Source organism: Pseudomonas sp. BNK-30, from assembly GCF_047456185.1.
Lineage (GTDB): Bacteria > Pseudomonadota > Gammaproteobacteria > Pseudomonadales > Pseudomonadaceae > Aquipseudomonas > Aquipseudomonas putida_E.
The window spans coordinates 4,165,513-4,183,353 of record NZ_CP179904.1 but is presented as its reverse complement, the minus strand read 5'-3'; the positions used below and the strand labels follow the sequence as shown (position 1 = coordinate 4,183,353).

The window sequence follows — 17,841 nt, the reverse complement described above, 5'->3', positions numbered from 1 at the left end:
CTCTCCTGTGTTACACACAAGTCTAGTGCGGGGCTGGCCTTTTTTCCTGCCCCTGCGAAGTCGCTTGTGCGGCATTACGTAAGGCTTTTTCAGCTTGCTGCTGGCGCAAGCGTTGCCAATGTGCCAGTACGGTTGATGGTGCCCAGATCTGTGGCTCGGAGGCTTCGAAACCTTCCCTCTTCTCACGTTCGGCAACACTGCTGCGCGCCAGTTCGAACGCTTGTTCGAGGTCGTCGGTCTGGTTCAGCGCTTGGGCAAACAGAGCCTCGCCGAAATAGGTGAAATCGGCCTCTTCCGAGCAGCCGAATGACACCCTGTCCGCCCGTGCGGCAGTCATGATGATTGTCCGCTCATCTTTGAGCGGGGCGATGTAACCCCCTGAATAGCAGGCGGAGATGACGATCACCTTGTCGCGCTCTTTGAGCGGCGCCAAGGCGCTGGCCAGTTCGTCGGCGGACAGGTCGGCAAGCTGCAGGCGTGGTTGGTCGAATACCAACTGGTGGTCCTGGCTGCCATGGCTGGTCAGGTAGATGAACACCAAGTCCTGCGGGCCGGTGCGCTCAGCCAGTGTGCGGGCGGCGCGGGTAAGGTTCTCGCGGGTTGCCATGGGCCGTGTGGACATCTGGTCGCGGTGGTTGACCAGCGTGATCTGGCCGTGGGCACCGAAGCGCACCTTCAAAAGATTGCTGACGTAGTCGGCCTCGCGCAGAAATACACTCTGCTGGCCGTCACCGGCGACCACCAGGCTATACAGCTCAATGGGCGGCGCGGAGCGCGGTACGCGCGCCAGCGCCTCATCCAGTAGCTTGCCCTGATTGAGCAGGGCCAGTTCCAGCGGGTCGGGGAGCAGTTTGCCGTTGTGGTCGCGAACGCGCACACCATTGACCCAGTAACCGCTTTGCACCTTGCCGCTGGCCAGGGTCAGTTTACCCTGGCCCTGGTAGGCGTCGTTTTCGAAGCCGCCGACGTAGCGGCTGCCATCGGGCAATTGCAGGCTGCCCTGGCCGGCCAGGCGCCAGTCGACGAAGCTGCCCTTGTAGTGGCTGCCATCGCTGCCCAGCATTTCCCCCTCGCCAAGCAGCGAGCCGTCCTTGAACTCGCCGATCCAGACATCGCCTTCGGCGTTTTCATAGCGGCCACGACCTTCCAGGCGGTTGTCCTTGAACTCGCCGATATATTGCTCGCCATCGACGCTGTCGTAGGTGCCGCTGCCCTGCAACAGACCGTCGACGAAGCGGCCACTGAACTGATTGCCGCTGGCATCGCTGCGTACGCCGGCACCATTGGGCTTGCCGCTGGCAAACAAGCCCTGGTAACGGCTGCCGTCCGCCAGTTCGAGCTCACCCGCGCCATGGTACTGATCGTCCTTGAACTGGCCGCGGTAGGTCTGGTCCGCCTGCTTGAGCGTACCTTCGCCGTCGCGACGGCCGTGGCTGAAGGTGCCTGCATAGTGGCTGCCGGGGGTGGTCAGGTCGCCCACGCCCTGAAACAGGCCGGCGGCGAACTGGCCGCGATAGACCTCGCCATTGCTGCCATGCCACTCGCCCTGGCCATGCCATTGGCCATCCTTGAAGCCGCCGGCGTACCAGCTGCCGTTGGGATAGTCGATGCGCCCTTCGCCTTGCAGCAAGCCGTCAACCACCTGGCCCCTGTAGCGACCGCCGTCGGGCAGGCGCGCATCCGGTGGCAACAGCGATTCGCCATCGCCACAGGCAGCGAGCATCAGGGTCAGGGTGAGAGGCAACAGAGCACGCATGGCCGAATCCGGGCAAAAGTTATGCCGAGTATGCCGCACAATGGGGCGGATGAGACAGCCATGGCAGGGGCCGCGTGGCGACCCCCAAAAAAAGATCAGACGAAGCAGAGCGAAAGCGGCTCGGCGATATAGGCCGGCTTCTCTTCGCCTTCGATCTCCAGTGTCGCGGTAGCCTTGAGCAACCACTGCCCAGGTTTCTTCTCGGTCACCTCACCCAGATCCACCTTCAGGCGCACCTTGCTGCCGACTTTCACCGGCTGAATGAAACGCACACTGTCGAGCCCGTAATTGACCACCATCTTCAGGCCTTCAGGCAGCACCAGTATGTCTTCCATCAGCTTTGGAATCAGCGACAAGGTCAGGAAGCCATGGGCAATGGTGCAGCCAAAGGGTGTCTTGGCCGCTTTGTCAGGGTCGACATGGATGAATTGAAAATCGCCCGTGGCCTCAGCGAACAGGTTGATGCGTTGCTGGTCGATCTTCAGCCAGTCGGAACGTCCCAGTTCCTTTCCAACGTACTGCGAAAGCTCGGTAACCGGTACATAGGGCATCGCGACTCTCCAGGTTGTCATTTGGTACGAGTGTGCAAGATCAGCACGGCGAACAATTACAGTCAAGTTGCCAGCATCAGGGCGAATATCCGCCCATAGCCTTGCGCGTGCTTATAATGGCCGGCATGGCCGAAAGGAGATCCTTATGCTGTTGCGTGGTTTGACCTGGCTGGTGCTGTTCCAGCTGCTGGGTACGGCGCTCAATCATCTGTTGGTGCCGATACTGCCCGGGCCGATCATCGGCCTTTTGCTTTTGTTGTCGTTCCTCATGGCCCGCGGTGAGGTCGGCAAGCCGTTGAACGAGGCGGCGAGCAGTCTGTTGCGTTACCTGCCGCTACTGTTGGTGCCGCCAGCAGTGGGTGTGATGGTGTATGCCAAGGATATCGCTGCAGACTTTTGGGCCATCGCCGGCGCGCTTCTGATCTCCTGCCTGGCCACCTTGGTCTTTGTCGGTGTATTGATGCAGAAACTCATGCATCGCCAGGGCAAGCGCGGGGAGCAGCCATGATCCTCGATTGGCAGGGCGCGCTCGATGCGGTTGTCCACCATCCGCTGTTTGGCATTGGTATTACGCTGGGTGCCTATCAGGTGGTGCTGGCAGCTTACGAGAAAACCCGCTGGATCTTCCTGCAGCCGGTACTGGTGTCGATGGTCATGGTGATCGGTGTGTTGCTGGTCTGTGGTATCGACTACCGTGAGTACCGCAAGAGCACCGAGATCATGAACATCCTGCTGGGGCCGGCCACGGTGGCCTTGGCCGTGCCGCTCTACCTCAACCTGCGGCGTATCCGGCAGCTGTTCTGGCCGACATTTACTACGCTGGTAATCGGAGGCCTGTTCGCCACGCTCTGCTGCCTGTTGCTGGGCTGGTGGTTCGGCGCCGAACACATGATCCTGATGACCATGGCGCCGAAGTCGGTGACCTCACCGATTGCCATGCTTGTGGCCGAGCAAATTGGTGGTGTGGCGGCCCTGGCGGCGGTCTTCGTGTTGATCACCGGGGTGATCGGGGCCATTTTCGGCCCTGCGCTGTTGAGCCGTTTTGGTGTGCATAGCCCCGAGGCGCGCGGCATGTCCCTGGGCGTGACCGCGCATGCCGTGGGTACCTCGGTGGCCTTGCAGGAAAGTGACGAGTGCGGCGCGTTTGCCGCACTGGCAATGAGCCTGATGGGGGTGGCCACGGCGGTGTTCCTGCCGTTGGCGGTCAGCCTGGTGGCTTGAGGAGTTGTGATGACGCTACCGCTGTTTCCCCTCAATACTGTGTTGTTTCCCGGTTGCCTGCTGGATTTGCAGATATTCGAAGCCCGCTACCTGGACATGATTGGCCGCTGCATGAAGCAGGGCACAGGCTTTGGTGTGGTGTGCATCGTCGAAGGCGAGCAGGTCGGCAAGGCGCCGCCTGTGGTTGCATCGATCGGGTGCGAGGCGCTGATCCGTGATTTTGTCCAGCAGGACAACGGCTTGCTGGGTATCCGTGTGGAAGGTGTGCGGCGCTTCGAGCTGGGTCAGACCGAGGTGCAGAAAGACCAGTTGCTGCTGGGCGATGTGCATTGGCTGGCGGAGCAGGCGGACAGCCCGCTGACCGATCAGGACGATGACCTGCTGGCCCTGCTGGTGGCGTTGGGTGAGCACCCGATGGTCGAGGCGCTGGACATGCCCCGTGACGTCGCGGGGCGCCAGGCACTGGCCAACCAGCTGGCTTATCTGCTGCCGTTCATGGAAGAGGACAAGCTGGACTTGCTGGCGATCGACTCGCCGTCACAGCGGCTGGCAGAAATCCAGAGGCTGCTGGAGCGGATTCAGGGCGAGTTGTTTGCCTGATAGAGGGTGGTTGCCTTTATGGCCCTATCGCCGGCTTGCCGGCGATAGGGCTGTACAGGCAGCGTCAATATTGGTAACGCTCCAGGGCCAGCGGCAAGGCATACAGGGCAAAGAAAGCCAGCAACGCGATACACGCCGGTAATACCAGCCACCATACGCGTTGTGGCAATGCATTGAGCGGCTGGCGATATTGCACCAGCGTCAGGCTGAGCGCGCAGACGCAGCAGGCCAGCAAGGCTCCGGCCAGGATGTCGGTCGGCCAATGCGCTCCCAGGTACACGCGCGACAGGGCAATCGCCAACGCCGGAATGCACCCCAGCATCACCCAAGTCAGGCGCATGCGTGGCGGCTGGCCACGCCCGGCCAGCACCGCCATCACCAGGAAGAACGCAAACGAGGCCGAGCTATGCCCGCTGGGCATGCTGTAACTGGTCAAGGGGTCGGTCAGCACCTCCGGTCGCGCCCGGGCGAACAGCCATTTCAGCGAGCCATTGGCAATTGCCGTACCCATCAAGGCGCCACCGGCGAACAGTGCATGCCGCCATTGTCGGGCGAGCAGCAGCAGGCCGGTGAGCAGCCCGCCCAGGAACAGTTGGGTGCGGAAATCGCCCAGGCGGGTTACCAGTACCATGGTGCCGTCCAAGGCTTGGCTGCGATGCTCCTGCACCAGGGTCATCACGCCCTGGTCGAACTCGTGAAAATACGGCCATCCCAGAAACACCCCGGCCAATGCCAGAAAGCTCAAGCCAGCGATCAGCCGCGTCCCGTGGCGCTGGTCGCGTACGCTGCTGTTCAGGCTCAGCCCGATCAGCACCGCCAGGGCGCCGGCGATGATGCCTGCATCCAGCCAGAACCCTTCCGGCAAGGGCAGGCGCATGGCCGCCCCGGTAGCCCAGCCCGGCAACAGGTAGGCGACCGACCAGCCGGCACCGGCCAGCACGCTGACCGCAATGAAACGCGGCAACGGCATGTCGAACATGCCCGCGACCATCGGCAGCATCGGCCGCAGCGGGCCGATGAAACGGCCAACCAGCAAGCTGGCGATGCCGTAGCGCTGAAAGTAGGTTTCAGCGCTGCCGATCCATTCCGGATGGTGGCGCAACAGGGGTAGGCGGCGGATGTTCTGGTGGAAGTACTTGCCTATCGTGTAAGACAGGGCGTCACCGAGCAGGCCACCGAGGAACCCCAGCAGCAATGTTTCGCCCAGGCTGAAGGTGCCGCTGCCGGCCAATACCGCGACGGCAAACAGCAGTACCGTACCAGGTACGATGATGCCGGCGATGGCCAGGCATTCGATGCAGGCCACCAGAAAAATTGCCACGCCAAGCCACTGCGGGTTGGCGCTGAGCCAGCCGGTCAGGCTGTCGAGCCATTGGCCCATGTTTCAGCTTCCTTGTTTGAGAATGAAAAAGTCTTGCCCTTCGACTTGCCCCCGGCGCAGCGGGTTCCGGGTGCAGAAGCGGGCGTATTCGGCGTCGATGAAACGGTACGGCAGGTGCTCATCGCGGCCATGGGGGATACCCAGGCGTGCGGCCTGGACCACTTTGGGCACGGTGATGGCACAATCCTCGACGTACAGGCGTTCAGGGTCGAAGCGCTGGCCATCCCACTGCGCTACCTTCAAGCCCAAGGCCCGGCAGAGCAGGGTCTGGCCGGCGCACAGGCGTTCGGCTGGGCGCAGCTTGCCGCTGGCGTCGGGGTTGTTCAACTGCATTTGCGCCAGGCTGTTGGCACCGGAAAGGGCGTCCACCCAGGGGTAGGCCGACTTTATGAGCACTGCATTGCCTGGGCCGTGTGCGCTGAAGTTGAGCGAGTCACCTCCGCGGGCGTAATACATGTAGATATGCCCGCCATCGAGAAACAGCGCCCTGCGCTTTTCTGTGTAGCCAAGCGAGGCATGGCTGCCCTTGTCAGTCAGGTAATAGGCCTCGGTTTCGATGATCCGTGCGGCCAGCCACAGGTCGCCATGCCGATGGCGGATGACCTTGCCCAGCAGGGCTTTGGCCAGGGTCTGGGCGTCTCGGTCGAAGAAGCTGTCGGGCAAGGCGCGGGCAGGGCAGGGGGTCGTGTCTGGCATGCTGGCGGTTCGTCGTGGTCAGGCGCGGATGATAGCAACGATTGGCTTAATCGAGGCTGAACCAAGACAGTTCGATAAGGCCGGTTACATCTTTCCTACAGATTCTTGTCTGCCATTTTCTACCATCCGCCACCCGCCGCTGGGCGTATACCTGCGCGGCAGTTATAATCAGCCGATTTCCCCTTCGCCAAGACACCGAACCCATGACTGAGTCCGTTCTTGACTACATGACCCGTTTGGGTCGCGCCGCTCGCCAGGCCTCCCGGGTGATCGCCCGCGCCAGCACTGCGCAGAAGAACCGCGCCCTGCAGGCTGCTGCCGATGCACTGGACGCCGCGCGTGCCGAGCTTACCGCAGCCAACGAACAGGACCTGGCCGCCGGCCGTGCCAACGGTCTGGAGCCTGCCCTGCTCGACCGCCTGGCCCTGACCCCAGCGCGTATCGACGGCATGATCACCGGCCTGCGCCAGGTGGCCAGCCTGGCAGACCCGGTCGGCGCCATCCGCGACATGAGCTATCGCCCGTCGGGTATTCAGGTCGGCAAGATGCGCGTGCCGCTGGGGGTGATCGGGATCATCTACGAATCGCGCCCGAACGTGACCATCGATGCCGCCAGCCTTTGCCTGAAGTCAGGCAACGCCACCATCCTGCGCGGCGGCTCCGAGGCCATTCACTCCAACCGCGCCATCGCCACGTGCATTCAGCGTGGCCTTGCCGAGGCCGGCCTGCCGGCTGCCGTGGTTCAGGTGGTCGAGACCACCGACCGTGAGGCGGTTGGCGCGCTGATCAGCATGCCTGAGTTTGTCGATGTCATCGTCCCGCGGGGCGGCCGTGGCCTGATCGAACGCATCAGCCGCGATGCCCGTGTGCCGGTCATCAAGCACCTGGACGGCATCTGTCACGTCTATGTTGCCGAGCACGCGGACCTGGACAAGGCCTGGCGCGTTGCTTTCAACGCCAAGACTTACCGTTACGGTATTTGCGGTGCGATGGAAACCCTGCTGGTCGACCAACGTGTGGCTGAAGGTTTCCTGCCGGAAATGGCCCGCCGTTTCCAGGAAAAGGGCGTCGAACTGCGCGGGTGCGAGCGTACCCGTGCGCTGATCGAGGCCAAGCCGGCCAGCGAAGACGATTGGCACACCGAGTACCTCGACGCCATCCTGTCGATTCGTGTGGTCGATGGCCTGGACCAGGCCATCGAGCACATCAACCACTATGGCTCGCATCACACCGATTCGATCATTACCGAACACCAGGGCCAGGCCCGTCAGTTCATGGCCGAGGTGGACTCGGCATCGGTGATGCTCAACACCCCGACCTGCTTCGCCGACGGCTTCGAGTATGGCCTGGGCGCGGAAATCGGTATTTCCACCGACAAGCTGCACGCCCGCGGCCCGGTCGGCCTGGAAGGCCTGACCTGCGAGAAGTACGTAGTGATCGGCGATGGCCAACTGCGCGGCCAGGAGTCCTGCTGAGTTGAGCAAGGCCCAGGCAGTCCGGCGCATCGGCATTCTTGGCGGTACTTTCGACCCCGTGCACATCGGCCACCTGCGCAGCGCGCTTGAGGTCGCCGAGTTCATGGGGCTGGAAGAGATGCGCCTGTTGCCCAATGCCCGGCCGCCACACCGCGACACCCCGCAGGTGGCGGCCGAAGATCGCCTGGCGATGGTGCGTGGGGCCGTGCAAGGCGTCGAACGCCTGAGTGTGGATGCCCGCGAGCTTGAGCGCGACAAACCGTCCTACACCATCGATACGCTGGAGTCGGTCCGCGCCGAACTGGGCGCTGCTGACCAGCTGTTTCTGGTGTTGGGCTGGGATGCCTTCTGCGGCTTGCCTGGCTGGCACCGCTGGGAAGAACTGCTGCAACACTGTCACATCCTGGTGCTGCAACGCCCGGATGCCGACGTTGAACCCCCTGACGAGCTGCGCAACCTGTTGGCCGCGCGCTCCGAGAGCGATCCCACCGCCATGTCCGGCCCGGCGGGTAGTATTTCGTTCGTCTGGCAGACACCGCTTGCGGTGTCGGCTACACAGATCCGACAGCTGCTGGCCAGCGGCAGGTCGGTGAGGTTCCTGGTGCCGGACGCCGTACTGGCCTACATCGAGGCGCATGAACTGTATCGTGCGCCTAACTGACGGTGCCCTGTGGGCGCCTCATCCAACGAGTTGAACGAGTTTTATATGAGCAAGCAGAAAATCAATGGCGAAGAACTGGTCAAGCTGACCATCAGCGCGCTGGAAGACGTCAAGGCCCAGGATATCCAGGTCATCGACGTTCGCGAGAAGCACAGCCTGACCGACTACATGATCATTGCCACCGGTACCTCCAATCGCCAGATCAACGCGATGCTGGAAAAGGTCCGTGAAGCGGTCAAGAAAGAGGGTGCGCAGCCGCTGGGCGAAGAAGGCAAGGGCGACAGCGACTGGGTACTGCTGGACCTGAACGACGTCATCGTGCACATGATGACCGCCGCTGCCCGCCAGTTCTACGACCTGGAACGCCTGTGGCTGGGTGCCGAGCAGAGCCGCGCCGCCGATGCCAAGCACCACAGCCCGGAAAACGCCAGCGACTACTTCACCGACAAGCTCAAAGACCGGGAATAAGGAAGCGTCGTGCGTCTGCGCCTGATCGCGGTCGGCTCGCGCATGCCCAAGTGGGTCGAGGAAGGCTGGCATGAATATGCCAAGCGCCTGCCCCAGGAGCTGTCGCTGGAGCTGGTGGAAATTCCGCTGAACACCCGTGGCAAGAATGCCGACGTCGCCCGCCTGATTCGTCAGGAGGGTGAGGCCATGCTGAGCAAGGTTCAGCCCGGGGAACGCATCGTCACCCTCGAGGTCCATGGCAAGCCCTGGAGTACCGAGCAATTGGCGACCGAGCTGGACCGCTGGCGGCTGGATTCGCGCACGGTGAATTTGATGGTGGGCGGCCCGGAAGGGCTGGCGCCTGAGGTTTGTGCGCGCGCCGAGCAACGCTGGTCGCTGTCGCCGCTGACCCTGCCGCACCCGTTGGTAAGGATACTCATCGGCGAGCAGATCTACCGCGCCTGGACCGTGTTGTCCGGGCACCCTTACCACAAATGAGCCTGTAAGCAGTCCGATGTCGCAGCCGATCCGCCTCAAGGACCACGAGAAAGACGCCCGCCTGGTGCGTAACCGCGTCGTGGTCGGCGCCGTCGCGATCATGCTGCTTGTCTGCGTGTTGATCGCACGCCTGTACTACCTGCAGATCATCCAGTACGACTACCACTCCACGTTGTCAGAGAACAATCGGGTGCACGTGCAGCCGATCCCGCCGACGCGCGGGCTGATCTTCGACCGCAATGGGGTGATCATCGCCGATAACCGGCCGAGCTTCAGCCTGTCCATGACCCGTGAACGTGCGGGTAACTGGCAGGAAGTGCTGGACAATATCGTGGAAGTGCTGGAGCTGACGCCGGACGATCGTGCACTTTTCGAAAAACGCATGAGGCAGGGGCGAAGGCCGTTCGAGCCAGTGCCGATCCTGTTCGAGCTGAACGAAGAGCAGATCGCCCGCGTGGCGGTCAACCAGTTCCGTTTGCCTGGCGTCGAAGTGGTCGCCCAGTTGGTGCGGCATTACCCGCAAGGTGCGCATTTCGCCCATTCGGTAGGGTATGTCGGGCGGATCAACGAGAAAGAGCTCAAAAGCCTAGATCCTGTGAACTACAGCGGCACCCACCATATCGGCAAGACCGGCATCGAGCGCTTCTACGAAGCCGACCTGCATGGCCAGGTCGGTTACGAGGAAGTCGAGACCAACGCTCGCGGGCGCGTGCTGCGGGTCCTCAAGCGTACCGACCCGAAACCTGGCAAGGACATCGTGCTGAGCCTGGACATCAAGTTGCAGGAAGCTGCCGAAGCGGCCCTGGGTGGGCGCCGCGGTGCGGTGGTAGCGCTCGACCCGCGCAACGGCGAAGTGCTGGCGATGGTCAGCCAGCCGAGTTTCGACCCCAACCTGTTCGTCACCGGCATCAGTTTCAAGGCCTACGCCGAGTTGCGCGACTCGATCGACCGGCCGCTGTTCAACCGCGTGCTGCGCGGCTTGTACCCGCCGGGTTCGACCATCAAGCCGGCGGTTGCCATCGCCGGCCTCGACAGTGGTGTGGTCAACGCCGGCAGTCGCGTGTTCGACCCGGGGTATTACCAACTGCCCAACTACGATCACAAATACCGTAACTGGAACCGCAGTGGTGATGGCTGGGTCGACCTGGATACCGCAATCATGCGTTCCAATGACACCTATTTCTACGATCTTGCCCACAAGATGGGTATCGATCGGCTGTCCACCTACATGAACAAGTTCGGCATCGGCCAGAAAGTTGCCCTGGACATGTTCGAGGAGTCGGCCGGGCTGATGCCGTCGCGTGAATGGAAGCGCGCCACCCGCCGCCAAGCCTGGTTCCCCGGTGAAACCCTGATTCTGGGCATCGGCCAGGGCTACATGCAGGCAACACCGCTGCAACTGGCCCAGGCCACAGCGCTGATCGCCAACAAAGGCGTTTGGAACCGTCCGCACCTGGCCAAGACCATCGAAGGCCAGCCGCCCGTGGACCCGAACCCGATGGAAAACATCATCCTGCGTGACAAGTCCGACTGGGCCAAGGTCACCCACGGCATGGAGCAGGTGATGCACAACGCCCGTGGTACTGCACGCAAGGCTGCGGCCGGTGCCCAGTACCGCATTGCCGGCAAGAGCGGTACCGCGCAGGTGGTAGCGATCAAGCAGGGCGAGAAATACGACCGCAACAAAATTCAGGAGCGCCACCGCGACCATGCGTTGTTCGTCGCCTTCGCCCCGGCCGACGATCCGAAGATCGTGGTTTCGGTGATGGTCGAGAACGGCGAGTCCGGCTCCGGTGTAGCCGCACCCGTGGTGCGGCAGATCATGGACGCCTGGCTGCTCGACGAGAACGGTCGGCTCAAGCCCGAGTTCGCTCCTGCCACTGTCGCCCAGGAAACGGCCCCGTGAAGAACAATTTCGATCGCATGCTCTCCAGCGAGGACGTGATGCGTCGACGCGCCAGCTTCCTGCAGCGCATCCACATCGACGGCCCCTTGCTGGTCATCCTGCTGACCCTCGCCGCCGGCAGTCTGTTCGTGCTCTATTCTGCCAGCGGCAAGAACTGGGATTTGCTACTTAAGCAGGCCACTTCATTCGGTATCGGGCTGGTGTCGATGTTCGTCATCGCTCAGCTTGAACCCCGCTTCATGGCGCGCTGGGTGCCTCTTGCCTATCTCACTGGGGTGCTGCTGCTGGTCGTGGTGGACGTCATGGGCCATAACGCCATGGGTGCCACGCGCTGGATCAACATACCCGGGGTAATACGCTTCCAGCCCTCGGAGTTCATGAAGATCATCATGCCGGCGACCATCGCCTGGTACCTGTCCAAACGCACCTTGCCGCCTCATTTGAAACACGTGGCCATCAGCCTGGTGCTGATTGGCGTGCCGTTCATCCTCATCGTCCGCCAGCCGGACCTGGGTACGGCGTTGCTGATCCTTGCCTCCGGCGCCTTCGTGCTGTTCATGGGCGGCCTGCGCTGGCGCTGGATCCTCAGCGTGCTGACGGCGGCCGTGCCTGTGGCGGTGGCCATGTGGTTCTTCGTCATGCACGACTACCAGAAACAGCGTGTGCTGACGTTCCTCGACCCTGAAAGCGACCCGCTGGGCACCGGCTGGAACATCATCCAGTCCAAAGCGGCCATTGGCTCGGGTGGCGTGTTCGGCAAGGGCTGGCTGCTGGGCACCCAGTCGCACCTGGACTTCCTTCCCGAGAGCCACACCGACTTCATCATCGCAGTGCTCGGCGAGGAATTCGGCCTGGTCGGCATCTGCCTGCTGCTGATCGTCTACCTCTTGCTGATCGGTCGTGGGCTGATGATCACGGCTCAGGCGCAGACCTTGTTCGGCAAGCTGCTTGCGGGCAGCCTGACCATGACCTTCTTTGTATATGTATTCGTCAATATCGGTATGGTCAGCGGCCTATTGCCCGTGGTGGGCGTGCCGCTGCCCTTCATTAGTTATGGCGGAACTTCGTTGGTGACGCTGCTGTCAGCGTTTGGCGTTCTCATGTCGATCCATACGCACCGTAAATGGATCGCACAGGTTTGAAAAAGGTGAAGAATTTCATGCAAGCAGTGCGTAACTGGGCTGCCCGTTTTGCGCCGTGGTTCGGCGCGGTGGGCCTGTTCGCCGCTGTCCAGCAGGCGCATGCCGGCGATTATGACGGCTCGCCTCAGGTGGCCGAATTCGTCGGTGAGATGAGCCGCGACTATGGCTTTGCCAGCGAGCAGTTGATGGGCGTGTTCCGCGAGGTTCAGCGCAAGCAATCGATCCTGGACGCCATATCGCGGCCGGCCGAGCGGGTAAAACCGTGGAAGGATTACCGACCGATGTTCATCACCGACGCGCGCATCGCCCGCGGTGTGGACTTCTGGCGCCAGCATGAAGCGGTGCTGGCCCGGGCGGAGCAGGAGTACGGCGTACCGGCGCAGTACATCGTCGCGATCATCGGCGTGGAAACCTTTTTTGGCCGCAACACTGGCAACTACCGTGTGATCGATGCCTTGTCGACCCTGGGCTTCGATTACCCGCCGCGCGCCGAGTTCTTCCGCAAGGAGCTGCGTGAATACCTGCTGCTGTCGCGCGAAGAACAGCTCGACCCGCTGACCCTCAAAGGTTCATACGCCGGTGCCATGGGCCTGCCGCAGTTCATGCCGAGCAGCTTTCGCAACTACGCGGTGGACTTCGATGGCGATGGCCACATCAATATCTGGAACAACCCTGACGATGCCATCGGCAGTGTCGCCAGCTACTTCAAAGAGCACGGCTGGGTGGCTGGGCAGGGCGTGGTCAGTCGTGCCCAGGTCAGTGGTGCGCGGGCAGACGACGGCCTGACCACGGGCATCGAGCCGGTGAAAACGGTCGCAGAGTTGCAGGCGCTTGGCTGGTCGAGTCATGATGCGTTGCGCGGTGATCTGCCAGTCACCGCCTTCCGTCTGGAAGGCGCAAACGGGCCTGAATACTGGTTGGGCCTGAAGAATTTCTACGCGATCACTCGCTACAACCGCAGCGTGATGTATGCCATGGCGGTGCATCAGCTTTCGGAACAGCTGGTCCAAGCACGGGGCGTCAAGTAATGCGCGCAATGATTTCTGCCAATACCTTCAAGTTGCTGGCCTGCATGGCCGTCGGCATGCTGCTGGTCAGTTGCTCCTCCAGCCGGCCGGCCCCCCAGAAAAGCGGCAATACCGTTCGTGCGCAGCCTGGCCTGGATATCAACCGTGCCCACAAGGACGGTGCGCCGTGGTGGGACGTGGATGTGAACAAGATCCCGGACGCGACGCCGACCGTGCACACTGGCAACTACAAGGCCAACCCTTACACGGTGCTGGGCAAGACCTACTACCCCATACAGGACTCGCGCAACTACCGTGCCGAAGGCACCGCCTCCTGGTACGGCACCAAGTTCCACGGGCAGAACACCGCCAACGGTGAGCTGTACGACCTGTATGGCATGAGCGCAGCGCACAAGACCCTGCCGCTGCCGGCCTACGTGCGGGTGACCAACCTCGCCAACGGGCGCAGTGTGATCCTGCGGGTCAATGACCGTGGCCCGTTCTACTCCGACCGCATCATCGACCTGTCCTATGCCGCAGCCAAGAAGCTCGGCTATGCCGAGAGCGGCACCGCGCACGTGCGGGTCGAAGGTATCGATCCCCAGCAATGGTGGGCTCAGCGTGGCCAGCAGCCGCCGTTGATGCTCAAGGAGCCTAAGGCCACCCAGCCTCAGGCGATTGCGGCCAGCACCGGGCGTGTCGAGCAATGGTCGCCGCCGGCGCAGCAACACGCAGCGCCCGTAGTGCCAGTGCAAGTGGGTGGCAACAATGTGCCGGCAGGCAACGGTGGCAGCTTCCTGCAGGTGGGCGCGTTTGCCAACCCCGACGCCGCCGAGCTGTTGCGTTCGAAGCTGAGCACCATGGTCAGCGCACCGGTGTTTATCAGCTCCATCGTGCGTAACCAGCAGACCCTGCACCGCGTGCGCCTGGGGCCGATCAGCAGCCAGGGCGAAATCCAGCAGGCGCAGGACAGCATTCGCCTGGCGAACCTTGGCCAGGCCAAGCTGGTCACAGACTGACGGCAGCGGCAAGCGGCAAGCTTCAAGAAGAAGCCAAGGTGCGCGTCGCCTTGTCTTGCAGCTTGAGGCTTGAGCCTCTAGCTGTCTGTTTTGTCATGAATTGACGGGCGCGGCCATGTACAATGTCCGCTTTTGCCCGCAGCGACATAAAGCCGCACTTCCTGGGCTCGGCCCTGAGCCGCAAAAACTAGACTGACTGGCGCTGGGCACACGATGTGGCCCAGGGAACATCTCAGACCATTAGCGATTTTCGAGAGACGGATGAACATCACCAACCTTGCCAAACGACTTTGCCTGCCCGTACTGCTGATGATCACGCCTGCTGCCTTTGCGGCAGAGCAGATGATGCCGGCACCACCGCAACTGGCAGCCAAGTCCTACGTACTCATGGACGCGTCCAGCGGCAATGTGCTGGTCGAGAACAATGGTGACGAGCGTCTGCCGCCGGCCAGCCTGACCAAGCTGATGACCGCCTACATCGCCACCCTGGACATCCGCCGTGGCCAGATCGGCGAGAACGATCCGGTCACCGTCAGCGAGAATGCCTGGCGCACCGGTGGTTCGCGCATGTTCATCAAGGTCGGTAGCCAGGTCACCGTCAGTGACCTGCTGCATGGCATCATCATCCAGTCGGGCAACGATGCATCGGTCGCCTTGGCCGAGCACATCGCTGGCAGCGAAGATGCCTTTGCCGACATGATGAACAAGACTGCCGCCGACCTGGGTCTGTCCAACAGCCACTTCATGAACCCGACCGGTCTGCCGCACCCGGACCACTACTCCTCGGCCCATGACATGGCTACCCTGGCGCGCGCGATCATCAACGTCGACCCGGCCCACTACGCCATCTACTCGCAGAAAGAGTTCTTCTGGAACAACATCAAGCAGCCAAACCGCAACCTGCTGCTGTGGCGTGACAAGACGGTCGATGGCCTGAAGACCGGCCACACCGAAGAAGCCGGCTACTGCATGGTGGCCTCGGCTGTACGCGACGGCCAGCGCTTGATCGCGGTGGTGTTCGGCACCAACAGCGAGCAGTCCCGTGCTGCCGAAACCCAGAAGCTGCTGACCTATGGCTTCCGCTTCTTCGAAACCCAGACCTTCTATCAGAAGGGCACCGAACTGACCCAGGCCCCGGTCTGGAAAGGCGCCACCAGCATTGTCAAAGCCGGCCTGGCCGACGACCTGACCCTGACCATGCCCAAAGGCCAGATGAAGCGCCTCCAGGCGTCGATGACCATGAACCCGCAGCTCACCGCACCGATCGCCAAAGGTGACGTGATCGGTAAAGTGGAAGTCAAACTGGACGAGAACGTGGTTCACAGCGCCGACCTGATCGCCCTCGATGGCGTAGAGGAAGGTGGTTTCATCCGTCGTATGTGGGATAGCATCCGTCTATTCTTCTACGGGTTGTTCAACTGATACGTGACCTGCACGCCCCCGTAATCCTGCGGGGGCGTTGTTGTTGCCACGGCTTACGAGGCCGTTTCCGCCATGAGCGAACCTGACGTCAAGTCGCACAAGATCGAATTCCCCTGCGCCGATTACCCGATCAAGGTCATCGGCGATACCGTTGTCGGCTTCAAGGACATGGTGATCGAGGTCCTGAGCAAGCATGCCAAGGTCGACCTCGCCACTTTGGCCGAGCGCCAGAGCAAGGAAGGCAAGTACACCACGGTGCAGTTGCACATCGTTGCCGAGAGCGAAAATCAGCTGCACGATATAAACAGCGCCCTGCGTGCCACCGGCATCGTGAAAATGGTGCTCTGATGTCCCTTTGTCTCGGTTTTCGCGAGCTTGGCCTGCAGCCCTATGAACCGGTGCTGGAAGCCATGCGTCGCTTCACCGAGCAGCGTAGCCCGGACAGCCAGGATGAAATCTGGCTGGTAGAGCACCCCGCGGTTTTCACCCAGGGCCAGGCCGGCAAGGCCGAGCACCTGCTGGTACCGGGCGATATTCCGGTGGTGCAGACCGATCGGGGTGGCCAGGTGACCTACCACGGCCCCGGGCAACTGGTTGCCTACCTGCTGCTGGACGTGCGCCGCCTTGGCTTTGGTGTGCGCGAACTGGTCAGCCGCATCGAACAGACGCTGATCGAGCTGCTTGCCAGTTACGGTGTCAGCGCTGCGGCCAAGCCCGATGCGCCGGGTGTCTATGTCGATGGAGCGAAAATCGCCTCCCTCGGCCTGCGAATCCGCAATGGCCGTTCTTTTCACGGCCTTGCTCTGAACGTGGACATGGACCTTGCGCCATTCCGCCGAATCAACCCCTGCGGGTATGCGGGGCTGGCCATGACCCAGCTGCGTGACCTGGCAGGCCCGATCGAACTCGACGAGGTCAGGACAAGGCTGCGCGGACAGCTGGTCAAGCACCTCGACTATGCTGAGCAGACGACCCTGACGGGCGGAATCGACTGAATATGACAACTGTGCAAGAAGCCGTGCCGAACCTGATACCTACCCAGGATGCCACCCCGCGCCCAGCGCCGAAGAAGGTGGAAGCTGGGGTCAAGCTGCGTGGTGCCGACAAGGTGGCGCGCATTCCGGTGAAGATCATCCCTACCGATGAGCTGCCCAAGAAACCCGACTGGATCCGCGTGCGCATCCCGGTTTCCCCTGAGGTAGACCGCATCAAGCAACTGCTGCGCAAGCACAAGCTGCACAGCGTGTGCGAAGAAGCTTCCTGCCCGAACCTGGGTGAGTGCTTCTCCGGTGGTACCGCCACCTTCATGATCATGGGCGACATCTGCACCCGTCGCTGCCCGTTCTGCGATGTCGGCCACGGCCGGCCGAAACCGCTGGATGTGGACGAGCCGAAAAACCTGGCTGTTGCCATCGCCGATCTGCGCCTGAAGTACGTAGTGATCACCTCGGTGGACCGCGACGACCTGCGCGACGGTGGTGCCCAGCACTTCGCCGACTGCATCCGCGAGATCCGCGCGCTGTCGCCGGGCGTACAGCTGGAAACCCTGGTGCCGGATTACCGTGGCCGGATGGATGTGGCCCTGGAGATTACCGCGCAAGAGCCACCGGATGTTTTCAACCACAATCTTGAAACCGTACCGCGCCTGTACAAGGCCGCACGTCCCGGTTCGGACTACGACTGGTCGCTGGACCTGCTGCAGAAGTTCAAGCAGATGGTGCCGCACGTACCGACCAAGTCTGGCCTGATGCTCGGCCTGGGCGAGACGGACGAAGAAGTGATCGAAGTGATGCACCGCATGCGTGAGCATGACATCGACATGCTCACCCTCGGGCAGTACCTGCAGCCTTCGCGCAGCCACCTGCCAGTGCAGCGTTTCGTGCACCCCGACACCTTCGCCTGGTTTGCCGAGGAAGGCTACAAGATGGGCTTCAAGAACGTCGCATCGGGCCCGTTGGTGCGTTCGTCCTACCATGCCGACCAGCAGGCTCACGAAGCCAAGATCAAGCTCTGATCCTGGTTTGAGCCGTACATGCCGATGCACGCCGAAAGGCGGCAT

General features: G+C 62.2%; 19 protein-coding genes. 15 read left to right on the top strand and 4 right to left on the bottom strand.

The window, feature by feature from the left end:
- Positions 1-22 precede the first annotated feature (22 nt).
- Positions 23-1,756: a C13 family peptidase gene (locus ACMGGN_RS19395; protein WP_115273489.1), complete on the bottom strand. Its 1,734-nt coding sequence runs from the start codon at positions 1,754-1,756 to the stop codon at positions 23-25.
- A gap of 95 nt (positions 1,757-1,851) precedes the next feature.
- Complete coding sequence (locus tag ACMGGN_RS19390) at positions 1,852-2,307, bottom strand: MaoC family dehydratase (protein WP_046785122.1); 456 nt, start codon at positions 2,305-2,307, stop codon at positions 1,852-1,854.
- Positions 2,308-2,452: 145 nt separating this feature from the next.
- Here ACMGGN_RS19390 and ACMGGN_RS19385 point away from each other — a divergent pair, with 145 nt between their 5' ends.
- The 3 genes from ACMGGN_RS19385 to ACMGGN_RS19375 are packed head-to-tail and all read left to right on the top strand — an operon-like array spanning position 2,453 to position 4,128.
- Entirely contained in the window at positions 2,453-2,815 is a 363-nt protein-coding gene (locus ACMGGN_RS19385; RefSeq protein ID WP_046785123.1) for a CidA/LrgA family protein, read from the top strand.
- Positions 2,812-3,528, top strand: coding sequence for an LrgB family protein (locus ACMGGN_RS19380; protein ID WP_046785124.1), 717 nt, complete (start codon positions 2,812-2,814; stop codon positions 3,526-3,528). The genes ACMGGN_RS19385 and ACMGGN_RS19380 overlap by 4 nt, the downstream gene beginning before the upstream one ends.
- A gap of 9 nt (positions 3,529-3,537) precedes the next feature.
- Entirely contained in the window at positions 3,538-4,128 is a 591-nt protein-coding gene (locus tag ACMGGN_RS19375; RefSeq protein ID WP_115273490.1) for an LON peptidase substrate-binding domain-containing protein, read from the top strand.
- A gap of 64 nt (positions 4,129-4,192) precedes the next feature.
- Here ACMGGN_RS19375 and ACMGGN_RS19370 read toward each other — a convergent pair whose 3' ends face one another.
- Positions 4,193-5,509 carry a bifunctional DedA family/phosphatase PAP2 family protein gene (locus tag ACMGGN_RS19370; RefSeq protein ID WP_115273491.1) on the bottom strand — a complete coding sequence of 439 codons (1,317 nt, stop codon included), beginning with the start codon at positions 5,507-5,509 and terminating at the stop codon, positions 4,193-4,195.
- A gap of 3 nt (positions 5,510-5,512) precedes the next feature.
- Positions 5,513-6,205, bottom strand: a complete 693-nt coding sequence (locus tag ACMGGN_RS19365; protein WP_046785127.1) for a DNA-3-methyladenine glycosylase — start codon at positions 6,203-6,205, stop codon at positions 5,513-5,515.
- 203 nt (positions 6,206-6,408) lie between these two features.
- Between ACMGGN_RS19365 and ACMGGN_RS19360 the strand changes: the two genes are divergently transcribed.
- From ACMGGN_RS19360 to lipA, 12 genes are all read left to right on the top strand, one after another.
- Positions 6,409-7,680 (top strand): glutamate-5-semialdehyde dehydrogenase, encoded by a 1,272-nt coding sequence (locus ACMGGN_RS19360; protein ID WP_046785128.1) that lies wholly within the window; start codon positions 6,409-6,411, stop codon positions 7,678-7,680.
- Positions 7,649-8,341 (top strand): nicotinate-nucleotide adenylyltransferase, encoded by a 693-nt coding sequence (gene nadD, locus ACMGGN_RS19355; RefSeq protein ID WP_046785129.1) that lies wholly within the window; start codon positions 7,649-7,651, stop codon positions 8,339-8,341. The genes ACMGGN_RS19360 and nadD overlap by 32 nt, the downstream gene beginning before the upstream one ends.
- Before the next feature lie 45 nt (positions 8,342-8,386).
- Positions 8,387-8,809: a ribosome silencing factor gene (gene rsfS, locus ACMGGN_RS19350; RefSeq protein ID WP_012312550.1), complete on the top strand. Its 423-nt coding sequence runs from the start codon at positions 8,387-8,389 to the stop codon at positions 8,807-8,809.
- A 9-nt stretch (positions 8,810-8,818) separates the two neighbouring features.
- Positions 8,819-9,286, top strand: coding sequence for a 23S rRNA (pseudouridine(1915)-N(3))-methyltransferase RlmH (gene rlmH, locus ACMGGN_RS19345; protein ID WP_008090421.1), 468 nt, complete (start codon positions 8,819-8,821; stop codon positions 9,284-9,286).
- A gap of 16 nt (positions 9,287-9,302) precedes the next feature.
- Positions 9,303-11,192, top strand: coding sequence for a penicillin-binding protein 2 (gene mrdA / locus ACMGGN_RS19340; RefSeq protein ID WP_125923511.1), 1,890 nt, complete (start codon positions 9,303-9,305; stop codon positions 11,190-11,192).
- A gap of 38 nt (positions 11,193-11,230) precedes the next feature.
- Entirely contained in the window at positions 11,231-12,334 is a 1,104-nt protein-coding gene (gene rodA / locus ACMGGN_RS19335; RefSeq protein WP_042111868.1) for a rod shape-determining protein RodA, read from the top strand.
- Positions 12,335-12,351: 17 nt separating this feature from the next.
- Complete coding sequence (gene mltB / locus ACMGGN_RS19330) at positions 12,352-13,362, top strand: lytic murein transglycosylase B (RefSeq protein ID WP_161871564.1); 1,011 nt, start codon at positions 12,352-12,354, stop codon at positions 13,360-13,362.
- Positions 13,362-14,360: a septal ring lytic transglycosylase RlpA family protein gene (locus tag ACMGGN_RS19325; protein WP_237859206.1), complete on the top strand. Its 999-nt coding sequence runs from the start codon at positions 13,362-13,364 to the stop codon at positions 14,358-14,360. Before mltB ends, ACMGGN_RS19325 begins: the two co-directional genes overlap by 1 nt.
- Positions 14,361-14,621: 261 nt before the next feature.
- On the top strand, positions 14,622-15,782 hold the full coding sequence (locus ACMGGN_RS19320; protein WP_046785132.1) for a D-alanyl-D-alanine carboxypeptidase family protein: 1,161 nt from the start codon (positions 14,622-14,624) through the stop codon (positions 15,780-15,782).
- Between the two features lie 72 nt (positions 15,783-15,854).
- Entirely contained in the window at positions 15,855-16,130 is a 276-nt protein-coding gene (locus ACMGGN_RS19315; RefSeq protein ID WP_012312556.1) for a DUF493 domain-containing protein, read from the top strand.
- Complete coding sequence (gene lipB / locus ACMGGN_RS19310) at positions 16,130-16,777, top strand: lipoyl(octanoyl) transferase LipB (protein WP_012312557.1); 648 nt, start codon at positions 16,130-16,132, stop codon at positions 16,775-16,777. The genes ACMGGN_RS19315 and lipB overlap by 1 nt, the downstream gene beginning before the upstream one ends.
- A 2-nt stretch (positions 16,778-16,779) precedes the next feature.
- Entirely contained in the window at positions 16,780-17,796 is a 1,017-nt protein-coding gene (lipA, locus tag ACMGGN_RS19305; RefSeq protein WP_012312558.1) for a lipoyl synthase, read from the top strand.
- Positions 17,797-17,841 lie beyond the last annotated feature (45 nt).

What these genes read in the sequence shown, in the direction of transcription:
- ACMGGN_RS19395 (WP_115273489.1), bottom strand. Translation starts at nt 1,756, where the DNA reads ATGCGTGCTCTGTTGCCTCTCACCCTGACCCTGATGCTCGCTGCCTGT.
- ACMGGN_RS19390 (WP_046785122.1), bottom strand. Translation starts at nt 2,307, where the DNA reads ATGCCCTATGTACCGGTTACCGAGCTTTCGCAGTACGTTGGAAAGGAA.
- ACMGGN_RS19385 (WP_046785123.1), top strand. Translation starts at nt 2,453, where the DNA reads ATGCTGTTGCGTGGTTTGACCTGGCTGGTGCTGTTCCAGCTGCTGGGT.
- ACMGGN_RS19380 (WP_046785124.1), top strand. Translation starts at nt 2,812, where the DNA reads ATGATCCTCGATTGGCAGGGCGCGCTCGATGCGGTTGTCCACCATCCG.
- ACMGGN_RS19375 (WP_115273490.1), top strand. Translation starts at nt 3,538, where the DNA reads ATGACGCTACCGCTGTTTCCCCTCAATACTGTGTTGTTTCCCGGTTGC.
- ACMGGN_RS19370 (WP_115273491.1), bottom strand. Translation starts at nt 5,509, where the DNA reads ATGGGCCAATGGCTCGACAGCCTGACCGGCTGGCTCAGCGCCAACCCG.
- ACMGGN_RS19365 (WP_046785127.1), bottom strand. Translation starts at nt 6,205, where the DNA reads ATGCCAGACACGACCCCCTGCCCTGCCCGCGCCTTGCCCGACAGCTTC.
- ACMGGN_RS19360 (WP_046785128.1), top strand. Translation starts at nt 6,409, where the DNA reads ATGACTGAGTCCGTTCTTGACTACATGACCCGTTTGGGTCGCGCCGCT.
- nadD (WP_046785129.1), top strand. Translation starts at nt 7,649, where the DNA reads ATGGCCAACTGCGCGGCCAGGAGTCCTGCTGAGTTGAGCAAGGCCCAG.
- rsfS (WP_012312550.1), top strand. Translation starts at nt 8,387, where the DNA reads ATGAGCAAGCAGAAAATCAATGGCGAAGAACTGGTCAAGCTGACCATC.
- mrdA (WP_125923511.1), top strand. Translation starts at nt 9,303, where the DNA reads ATGTCGCAGCCGATCCGCCTCAAGGACCACGAGAAAGACGCCCGCCTG.
- rodA (WP_042111868.1), top strand. Translation starts at nt 11,231, where the DNA reads ATGCGTCGACGCGCCAGCTTCCTGCAGCGCATCCACATCGACGGCCCC.
- mltB (WP_161871564.1), top strand. Translation starts at nt 12,352, where the DNA reads ATGCAAGCAGTGCGTAACTGGGCTGCCCGTTTTGCGCCGTGGTTCGGC.
- ACMGGN_RS19325 (WP_237859206.1), top strand. Translation starts at nt 13,362, where the DNA reads ATGCGCGCAATGATTTCTGCCAATACCTTCAAGTTGCTGGCCTGCATG.
- ACMGGN_RS19320 (WP_046785132.1), top strand. Translation starts at nt 14,622, where the DNA reads ATGAACATCACCAACCTTGCCAAACGACTTTGCCTGCCCGTACTGCTG.
- ACMGGN_RS19315 (WP_012312556.1), top strand. Translation starts at nt 15,855, where the DNA reads ATGAGCGAACCTGACGTCAAGTCGCACAAGATCGAATTCCCCTGCGCC.
- lipB (WP_012312557.1), top strand. Translation starts at nt 16,130, where the DNA reads ATGTCCCTTTGTCTCGGTTTTCGCGAGCTTGGCCTGCAGCCCTATGAA.
- lipA (WP_012312558.1), top strand. Translation starts at nt 16,780, where the DNA reads ATGACAACTGTGCAAGAAGCCGTGCCGAACCTGATACCTACCCAGGAT.